The 10,729-nt window shown below is 78.7% G+C and carries 1 protein-coding gene and 1 pseudogene; both read left to right on the forward strand.

The features are described from left to right. Window positions 1–419, forward strand: a pseudogene (locus AB0L29_RS34720) (hypothetical protein); the annotation flags it as partial. Between the two features lie 70 nt (window positions 420–489). Beyond that, window positions 490–10,695, forward strand: a complete 10,206-nt coding sequence (locus AB0L29_RS34725; protein ID WP_365833231.1) for a type I polyketide synthase — start codon at window positions 490–492, stop codon at window positions 10,693–10,695. Window positions 10,696–10,729 lie beyond the last annotated feature (34 nt).

Raw genomic sequence — 10,729 nt, forward strand, 5'->3', positions numbered from 1 at the left:
CAACAGCCTGCGCATGGCCCGGCTGCGCGAACACCTCCCCGAGCTGCGCGCCCGCGCCCTCACCCGCCGCGCGGTCCCCGTCGAGACCGACGCCCGCCGCCCAGGCCGCCCACCTGCTGACCGCGCTCGACCTGCCCGACGCGCCCGGCGGCACCGAGGCGCTGCTCGGCGAGGTCGACCGGCTGGCCCAGGCACTCGCCGGGGCCGACGTGGCGGACGCCGCGGACCGCGCCCGCGTCGCCGACCGGCTGCGCGACCTGCTCGCGCACTGGCAGGGCGCGCCGGTGCCGCAGCCCTCCGCGCAGCCCGCCGGCACCGAGGACGACGGCGCCGCCGCGGACGGCGACGGCGACCTGGACGACGTGGCCTCCGCCGACGAACTGTTCGACCTCATCGACCGGGAGCTGGGCACCGCATGACGCCGCAGAGCACCCCCGCCCACCGCACCACCGCCCTCCCGCTCCCCCTCGTTCCAAGGAAGTGACACCCGTGGCTGACGACGACAAGTACGTGGACTACCTCAAGCGGGTGACGGCGGAACTCCGGCAGGCCCGCCGCAGGCTGCGCGAGGTGGAGGACAAGAACCGCGAGCCCATCGCCATCGTCGCGATGAGCTGCCGCTTCCCCGGTGACGTCGCCTCCCCCGAGGACCTGTGGCGCCTGGTCGACGAGGGCCGCGACGCCATCGGCCCGCTGCCCGGCGACCGCGGCTGGGACATCGAGGACCGCTTCGACCCCGACCCCGGCACACCCGGCACGTTCTCCACCCGCGAGGGCGGCTTCCTGCGCGACGCGAGCGCCTTCGACGCGGGGTTCTTCGGCATGAGCCCCCGCGAGGCCCTCGCCACCGACCCGCAGCAGCGGCTCCTGCTGGAGGCCGCCTGGGAGGCCCTGGAACGGGCCGGCATCCGCCCCGCCACCCTGCGCGGCAGCGCCACCGGCGTCTTCGTCGGCGCCGCCACCTCCGGATACGGGCAGGGCCCGGTGGAGGTCCCCGAGGACGTGCACGGGCTGATGCTGGCCGGCAACGCCACCTCCGTCGCCTCCGGCCGCATCGCCTACGTCCTCGGCCTGGAGGGCCCCGCCGTCACCGTCGACACCGCCTGCTCCTCCTCCCTGGTCGCCCTGCACTGGGCGGTGCGGGCCCTGCGGGCGGGGGAGTGCGACCTCGCCCTCGCCGGCGGCGTCGCCGTCATGGCCACCCCGGGACTGCTGTTCGAGTTCAGCCGGCAGCGCGGGCTCGCCCCCGACGGCCGGTGCAAGGCGTTCTCCGACGACGCCGACGGCACCGGCTGGTCCGAGGGCGTCGGCCTGCTCCTCGTGGAGCGGCTCTCCGACGCCCGCCGCCACGGGCACCCCGTGCTCGCCGTCGTCCGCGGCACCGCCGTCAACCAGGACGGCGCCTCCAACGGACTGACCGCCCCCAACGGCCCCGCCCAGCAGCGCGTCATCGAACAGGCCCTCGCCGACGCCGGGCTGACCGCCGCCGACGTCGACGCCGTCGACGCCCACGGCACCGGCACCACCCTCGGCGACCCCATCGAGGCCCAGGCCCTGCTCGCCACCTACGGCCGCGCCAAGGACGCCGACCAGCCGCTGCTGCTCGGCTCCCTCAAGTCCAACCTCGGCCACACCCAGGCCGCGGCCGGTGTCGCCAGCGTCATCAAGATGGTGCAGGCGCTGCGCCACGGCCGGCTGCCGCGCACCCTGCACGTCACCCGGCCCACCACCCACGTCGACTGGACCGCCGGCCACGTACGGCTGCTGACCGAGCCCGCCGACTGGCCCGGCACCGGCGACCGCCCGCGCCGCGCCGCCGTCTCCTCCTTCGGCATCAGCGGCACCAACGCCCACGCGATCCTCGAAGCGGCGCCACCGGTGGAGGCGGACACCGCCGCGCAGGAGGAGTCCGCGGCCCCGGCCGCCCCCGGACCGCGCGAGGAGGCGCGCCCGGCGCAGCCGCCCGCCGTCCCCCGGATCCCCTGGATCCTCTCCGCCCGCAGCGCCGCCGCGCTGCGCGGCCAGGCCGCCCGGCTCGCCGACCACCTCGCCGGTGCGCAGGCCGACCCCCTCGACGTCGCCCGCGCCCTGGTGACCACCCGTCAGGCCTTCGAGCACCGGGCCGTCGTCCTCGCCGAGGACGGCGCCGCCGCCCGCGCGTGCCTGGCGCGGCTGGCGCAGGACCCGGCCGGGCCCGGCCCGGACGCCGTCACCGGCCGTGCCCTGCGCGGCACCACCGCCGTGCTGTTCTCCGGGCAGGGCGCCCAGCGCCCCGGCATGGGGCGCGAACTGTACGAGGCCTTCCCCGCGTTCGCCCGCGCCTTCGACGAGGTGTGCGCCGCGTTCGAGGGGCAGCTGCCGCGCCCGCTGCGGGACGTCGTCCTCGGCGGCGACGCGGAACTGCTCGACCGCACCGAGTTCGCGCAGCCCGCGCTGTTCGCGGTCGAGGTCGCCCTGTACCGGCTGCTGGAGTCCTGGGGGATCAGGCCCAAGTACCTCGCCGGGCACTCCCTGGGCGAGCTGACCGCCGCGCACGTCGCCGGCGTCTGGTCGCTCGCCGACGCCTGCCGCCTGGTCGCCGCCCGCGGCCGCCTGATGCAGGCCCTGCCCGAGGGCGGGGCGATGACCGCGGTCGAGGCCACCGAGGAGGAGGTCGCCCCGCTGCTCGCCGCGCACGGCGGCGCCGTCGGCGTCGCCGCCGTCAACGGGCCGCGCGCCGTGGTCCTGTCCGGTGACGAAGCCGCCGTCGAGGCGGTGGCCGGGAGCCTGGCCGGCCGCGGCCGGCGCACCCGCCGGCTGCGCGTGTCGCACGCCTTCCACTCGGCCCGCATGGACGCCGTCCTCGACGACTTCCGGGCCGTCGCCGCCGGCGTCACCGCCCGCACCCCGCGCCTGACCGTCGTCTCCAACGTCACCGGCCGCCCCGCCACCGCCGAGGAACTGGCCTCCCCCGACTACTGGGCGCGCCACCTGCGCGACACCGTGCGGTTCGCCGACGGGATCGCCTGGCTCGCCGCCCACGGCGTGACCCGGTTCGCCGAGCTCGGCCCCGACGCCACCCTCACCGCCCTCGCCCAGGCCTGCCTGCCCGACGACACCACCGAACGGATCTGCCTGCCGGCGCTGCGCGCGGACCGGCCCGAGCCCGAGACGCTGCTCGCCGCCGTCGCCGGCCTGTTCGCGCACGGCGCCGCCGTCGACTGGGAGACCCTGCTCGGCCCGGCCGGCGGCCCGGCCGTCGAACTGCCCACCTACGCCTTCCAGCGCGAGCGGTACTGGCTGCCGGCGCGCGCGCCGGGCGCCGGCGACGTCACCGGCGCAGGCCTCGGCACGACCGGCCACCCGCTGCTCGGCGCCGCCGTGCGCGTCGCCGACGACGGACGGGTCCTGCTCACCGGGCGGCTGTCGGCCCGCACCCAGCCCTGGCTCGCCGACCACGCCGTGGCCGGCGCCGTCCTGCTGCCGGGCACCGCCTTCGTCGAACTCGCCCTGCGCGCCGGCGACGAGGCGGGCTGCGCCCTGCTGGAGGAACTGACCCTGGAGGCGCCGCTCGTGCTGCCCGAGCGCGGCGCCGTGCAGCTCCAGCTCGCCCTGGGCACCCCCGGCCCCGACGGGCGCCGGCCGCTGGCCGTGTACGCCCGCGCCGAGGACGCCGCCGGCGACGACCCGGACGCGCCCTGGACCCGGCACGCCACCGCCACCCTGGCCCCCGCCGCCGAGCCGCCGTCGTTCGACCTCGCGGCCTGGCCGCCGCCCGGCGCCCGCCCCGTCCCCCTCGACGGCCTCTACGCCGCCCTCGCGGACACCGGCTACCGCTACGGCCCCGTCTTCCAGGGCCTGCGCGCCGTCTGGCGCGACGACACCGGCTGGTACGCCGAGGTCGCCCTGCCCGAGGACCAGCACAGGGACGCCGCCCGCTACGGCCTGCACCCGGCGCTGCTCGACGCGGCCCTGCACGCCCAGCTGGCCGGTGCCGGGGACACCCGCGGCGGCACGGTCGGCCTGCCGTTCTCCTTCGGCGGCGTCGCCCTGCACGCGGTGGGCGCCACCGCGCTGCGCGTCCGCATCGAACCGGTGGGCGCCGAGGGCGTCACGCTGCGCCTGGCGGACACCGCCGGCCGGCCCGTCGCCACCGTCGGCATGCTCGTCTCCCGGGCCCTGCCCGCCGACGGGCCCGGCCCGGCCGGCTCCGCGGCCGACGGCGCGCTGTACGCCGTGCGGTGGCTCCCGGCGGCTCCCGCGCCGCGGCCGGCCGCCCCGGCGCCGGCCGCCGGGAGCTGGTACGTCGCCGGTGCCGACGACCCCGCGCTCGACCCGGCCTGGCCGCGTGCCGACACCCCCGACGCGCTTGCCGGGACACCCGCCGCGGTCGTGCTGCCCTGCCCGGCCGGCGCCGCCCCGGACCCCGCCGCGGCCGCCGCCCGCCTGCTGGACACCCTGCGGACGTGGCTCGCGGACGACCGCGTGGCGCACGCCCCCCTCGTGGTCCTCACCCACCGCGCCGTCGCCACCCGCACCGGCGAGGACGTGCCGGACCTCGCCGCCTCCGCCGTCTGGGGCCTGGTCAGGTCCGCCCAGACGGAGAACCCCGGGCGGCTGGTCCTCGTCGACGTCGACGACGCCCCGGCGTCCCTGGCCGCCCTGCCCGCCGCCGTCGCCGCCGGATCCCCTCAGCTCGCCGTCAGGGACGGCGAGCTGCTCGTCCCGCGCCTGACCCGTGCCCGTGCCCGTGCCGGCGCCGATGCCGGTGCCGGGAACACCGGGGGGACCGTCTGGGACCCGGACGGCACCGTGCTCGTCACCGGCGGCACCGGCGCGCTGGGCGCCCTGGTCGCCCGGCACCTCGTCACCGCGCACGGGGTGCGCAGCCTCGTCCTGGCGTCCCGGCGCGGCCCGGACGCCCCGGGCGCCGCAGGCCTCGCCGCCGAACTGACCGCCGACGGCGCCCGGGTCGCCGTCGAGGCCTGCGACACCGCCGACCCCGAGGCACTGGCCGCCCTGCTGGCCCGCATCCCGGCCGACCGCCCGCTGCGCGGCGTGGTGCACGCCGCCGGCCTCCTGGACGACGGCGTCCTGGACTCGCTGACGCCACAGCGGCTGGAGCCGGTGCTGCGGGCCAAGGCCCACTCCGCGCTCGCCCTGCACGAGGCGACCCGCGGCGCCGACCTGACCGCCTTCGTGCTGTTCTCGTCCGCCTCCGGGCTCCTCGGCGGCGCCGGACAGGCCGGCTACGCCGCCGCCAACACGGTGCTCGACGCGCTCGCCCACCACCGGCGCGCCCACGGCCTGCCCGCCGTCTCCCTCGCCTGGACCCTGTGGGAGACCGCCACCGGCATGACCGGCGGCCTGCGCGAGGACGACGTACGGCGCATCGCCGCCTCCGGACTGCCCGCCCTCGCCCCCGAGCACGGCCTGCGCCTGCTCGACGCCGCCCTGCACGGCGACGAGGCGCTCCTCGCCCCGCTGCGCACCGACCCCGCCGTGCTGCGCGAGGCCGCCCGGCGGAACCGGCTGCCCGCCCTCCTGCACGGCCTGGTCCCGGCCGCCCCCGCCCGGCGCACCGCCGACCGCGCCGCCGGCGCCGAGAGCGACCTCGCCCGGCGGCTGGCCGGACTCGGCGAGGCGGAGCAGGAACGACTGCTGCTCGACCTGGTGCGCCGGCACGCCGCCACCGCCCTCGGCCACGGCGACACGGCCGCCGTCGGCGCGGACCAGGCGTTCCGGGACCTCGGCTTCGACTCCCTGACCTCCGTCGAACTGCGCAACAGCCTCGGCACCGCCACCGGCCTGCGGCTGCCCGCCACCGTCGTCTTCGACCACCCCCGGCCCGCCGCCCTCGCCCGCCACCTGAGGGAACGCCTCGTCGGCGGCGACGGCCCGGCCGGCCCCGCGGCCGCCGCCGCGGCCGACGACGACCCCGTCGTCATCGTCGCCATGGCCTGCCAGTACCCGGGCGGCGTGACCGGCCCGGAGGACCTGTGGCGCCTGTTCGCCGAGGGCGGCGACGCGATCGGCGCCTTCCCCACCGACCGCGGCTGGGACCTGGACCGGCTGCCCGACCTGCAGGCCGGGTTCCTGTACGGCGCCGCCCACTTCGACGCCGCCCTGTTCGGCATCCCGCCGCGCGAGGCGCTGGCGACGGACCCGCAGCAGCGGCTCGTCCTGGAGGCGTCCTGGGAGGTGCTCGAACGGGCGGGCATCGACCCGCTGTCCCTGCGGGGCAGCCGCACCGGCGTGTTCGTCGGCGCCATGGGCTCCGGGTACGGCTCCGGCGTCACCGAGGTCCCCGAGGGCGTCGCCGAATACCTCGGCCTCGGGATCTCGGCCGGCTTCCTGTCCGGCCGCGTCGCCTACGCCTTCGGCCTGGAGGGCCCCGCGGTGAGCGTCGACACCGCCTGCTCCTCCAGCCTCGTCACGCTGCACCTCGCGGCCCAGGCGCTGCGCTCCGGGGAGTGCTCGCTGGCACTGGCGGGCGGCGTCACCGTCATGGCCACCCCCGGCACCTACACCGCGTTCACCGCCCACAACGGGCTGGCCGCGGACGGCCGGTGCAAGGCGTTCGCCGCGTCGGCCGACGGCACCGGCTTCTCCGAGGGCATCGGCATGCTGCTGCTGGAACGGCTGTCGGACGCCCGCCGCAACGGGCACCCCGTCCTCGCCGTGGTGCGCGGCTCCGCCGTCAACCAGGACGGCGCCTCCAACGGGCTGACCGCCCCCAACGGGCCCTCCCAGGAACGCGTCATCCGGCAGGCGCTCGCCGCGGCGGGACTGTCCCCGGCCGACGTGGACGTCGTCGAGGCGCACGGCACCGGAACCGTCCTCGGCGACCCCATCGAGGCCCAGGCGCTCATCGCCGCCTACGGGCCGGACCGGCCCGCCGGCCGACCCCTGCTGCTCGGCTCGGCCAAGTCCAACTTCGGCCACACCCAGGCCGCCGCGGGCGCCGCCGGCGTGATGAAGATGGTGCTGGCGATGCACCACGGCGAACTGCCGCGCACCCTGCACGTCGACGAGCCCTCCCCGCACGTCGACTGGGCCTCCGGCGTCCTGGAGCTGCTGACCGAGCCACGGCCCTGGCCCGCCGAGCCGGGCCGGCCCCGCCGCGCCGGCGTGTCCTCCTTCGGCATCAGCGGTACCAACGCCCACGTCGTCCTCGAGGAACCGCCCGCCGCGCCCCCGCTGCCCGAGCGCCCCCCGGCGCCACGGCGGCCGCGGGTGTTCCCCGTCTCCGGCCACTCCGCCCAGGCGCTGCGCGCCCAGGCCGCCCGGCTGCGCACCCACCTCCTCGCGCACCGCCCCGACCCGCGCGACCTCGCGCACACCCTGACCACGGCCCGGCACGCCCTGGACCACCGCGCCGTCGTCGTCGCCGACGACCACGAGGAGCTCCTCGCCGGTCTCGCCGCCGTCGCCCGGGGCGAGACCGCCGGCCACGTCGCCGCCGGCAACGCGACCGCCGGCGGCAGGACCGCCTTCCTCTTCAGCGGGCAGGGCTCCCAGCGGCCCGGCATGGGACGGGAGCTGTACGACACGTATCCGGTGTACGCGCAGACCTTCGACGCCGTCTGCGCCGAACTGGACCGCCACCTGGACGGCCCGCCGCTGCGCGAGGTGGTCTTCGCGGCCGAGGGCACGCCGGAGGCGGCCCTGCTCGACCGCACCGCCTGGACCCAGGCGGCCCTGTTCGCCCTCGGCACCGCCGCGCACGCCCTGGTGCGCTCCTGGGGCGTGCGGCCCGACCTGCTCATGGGCCACTCCGTCGGAGAACTGACCGCCGCCCACGCCGCGGGCGTGCTGAGCCTGCCCGACGCGTGCCGGCTCGTCGCCGCCCGCGGCCGGCTGATGCAGGAGCTGCCCGAGGGCGGCGCGATGATCGCGGTCGAGGCCACCGAGGACGAGGTACGGCCGCTGCTGGAGGGCCTGGCCGACCGCGCCGCCGTCGCCGCCGTCAACGGACCGGCCTCCGTGGTGCTCTCCGGCGACACCGACGCCGTCGAGCAGCTCGCCGCCGGCCTCGCCGCCCGCGGCCGCAGGACCAGGCGCCTGCGGGTCAGCCACGCCTTCCACTCGCCCCGCATGGCGCCGATGCTGGAGGAGTTCGGGCGCGTCGCCGCCGCCGTGCGCTACGCCCCGCCCGAGGTGCCCGTCGTCACCAACCTCACCGGCCGCCGGGCCGCGGACGACGAACTGTGCGCGCCCGGCCACTGGGTGCGGCACGTGCGCGAGGCCGTGCGGTTCGCCGACGGCGTGCGCACCCTGGAGGCCGAGGGCGTCACCACCTACCTCGAACTCGGCCCCGACACCACGCTCACCACCCTGGTCCGCGCCGGCCTGCAGAACCCCGGCGACGCCGACGCCGTACCGCTGCTGCGCCACGACGCCCCCGAGCACCGCACCGCGCTGCACGCGGCCGGCGTGCTGTACGCGCGCGGCTGCGGCACCGACCTCGCCGGGCTCGGCGACGCCGGCGCCCGCACGGTCGGCCTGCCCCCGTACGCCTTCCAGCGCGAGCCGTACTGGCTGCTGCCCACCACCGCTCCCGCGCACCCGCAGGACGCGCCGTTCTGGGAGCTCGTCGAGCAGGACGACCCCGCCGCGCTCGCCGACCGGCTCGGCCTGCCCGAGGACGCGCCGCTCGGCGCCGTCCTGCCCGCCCTGGCGTCCTGGCGCCGGCAGAGCCGCCGCGACGGCGAGGAGGCCGCCTGGGAGCACCGCGTGGTGTGGCGGCCCGTGCCCGATGCCGCCGCCGCCCTGACCGGACACTGGCTGCTGCCGGTGCCCGCCCACCTCGCCGACGGCCCCTGGGCCGCGTCGATCGCCGACGCCCTCGCCGCGCACGGCGCCCGCGCCACCGCCCTGCCGGTCGACTGCGCCGGCGCCGACCGCGGCACGCTCGCCGCGCAGGTGGCCGCCGCGCGCGCCGAGCACCCGGAGATCACCGGCGTCCTGTCCCTGCTGGCCGTGGACGACCGCCCGCTGCCCGCCCACCCCACCACCCCCGCGGGACTCGCCGCCACCGTCGCGCTGCTGCAGGCGCTGTCCGCGGGCGACGACGCGGTCCCGCTGTGGTGCGTGACGGCCGGCGCCGTCGGCGTCCTCCCGCAGGAGGCCCCCGCCGGCGTCGAACAGGCCGCCGTGTGGGGCCTCGGCCGCACCGCCGCCCTGGAATACCCGCTGGGCTGGGGCGGCCTCGTCGACCTGCCGGCCGGCACCGGCGCCGCCGTCCCCCAGGACGTCGCCCGGCGCCTGGCCGCCGCGCTCGCCGCACCCGGCGGCGAGGACCAGGTCGCCGTCCGCGCCACCGGCACCCACGTGCGCCGCCTGGTGCGCGCCGAGCGGCCCGCCGGACCGGACACCGCGCCGGTGTGGAAGGGCACCGTCCTGCTCACCGGCGGCACCGGCGCGCTCGGCGTGCACACCGCCGGCTGGCTCGCCGCGCAGGGCGCCGACCGCCTCGTCGTCGCCAGCCGCTCCGGACCCGCCGCCGAAGGCGCCGACCGGCTGCGGGCCGCGCTCGCCGGCACCGGCACCGAACTCGTCGTCGTCCCCTGCGACGTCGCCGACCGCGACGCCCTGGCCGCCCTGCTCGCCGAACACCCCGTCGACGCCGTGGTGCACACCGCCGGCGTCCTGGACGACCGGCTCCTGGAGGACCTCGACCCGGCCGGCCTGGAGGCCGTGCTGCGGCCCAAGCTGGCCGCCGCCCGCCACCTCGACGAGCTGACCCGGGACCGGGAGCTGACCGCCTTCGTGCTGTACTCCTCCCTCTCCGGCACGATCGGCTCGGTCGGCCAGGCCAACTACGCGGCCGCCAACGCCTGCCTGGACGCGCTGGCCGAACGGCGCCGCGCGGCCGGCCTGCCCGCCACCTCGATCGCCTGGGGGCCGTGGGCGGGAGGCGGCATGGCCACCGAGAACGCCGCGACCGAACAGCGCATGCGGCGCGGTGGCCTGACCCCGATCGACCCCGAACGGGCCCTGGCCGTCCTCGGCCGGGTCACCGCCCGCGGCGCGACCGCGCCCGCCGTCGCCGACGTGGACTGGGAGCGGTTCGCGCCCGGCTTCGCCGCGGCCCGCCCCAGCCCGCTGCTGGCCGACCTGGCCGGCACCGCCGGCCGCGCGCCGGCCGCGGACGCGGCGGGCGGCCCGGACGCCGCACGGGACCTGCGGGACCGGCTCGCCGGGCTGACCGCCGCCGAACAGGAACGCACCCTGGTCTCCCTGGTCCGCGCCCACGTCGCCGCCGTCCTCGGACACGCCACGACCGACCGCGTGGAGGCGGGGCGCGCCTTCAGCTCGCTCGGCTTCGACTCCCTCATGGCGGTCGAACTGCGCAACCGCCTGGGCGCCGCCACCGGCCTGCGCCTGCCCGCGACCCTGCTGTTCGACCAGCCCAGCCCGACCGCGCTGGCCGCGTACCTGCGCGGCCGGCTCACCGAGGGCGCGGACCCCGCCACCGCGGTGCTCGCCGACCTCGACCGGGTCGAGGCGGCCCTCGCCGGCCTGTCCGGCGACGACACCCGCCGCGACCGCATCGGCACACGCCTCAAGGCGCTGCTCGCCCGCTGGGACGGCACCGACCGGGCCGCACCGGCCGCGGCCGCCACGGCCACGGACGACATCGGCGCCCGCCTCGACTCCGCAGCCGCGGAGGAGATCTTCGACTTCATCGAGAACGACCTTGGCATTTCCTGACGCCACGGCCACCGGACCGGGAGACGGGTGAGAA

This window comes from Streptomyces sp. NPDC052701 (assembly GCF_040678355.1).
Classification (GTDB): Bacteria; Actinomycetota; Actinomycetes; order Streptomycetales; family Streptomycetaceae; genus Streptomyces.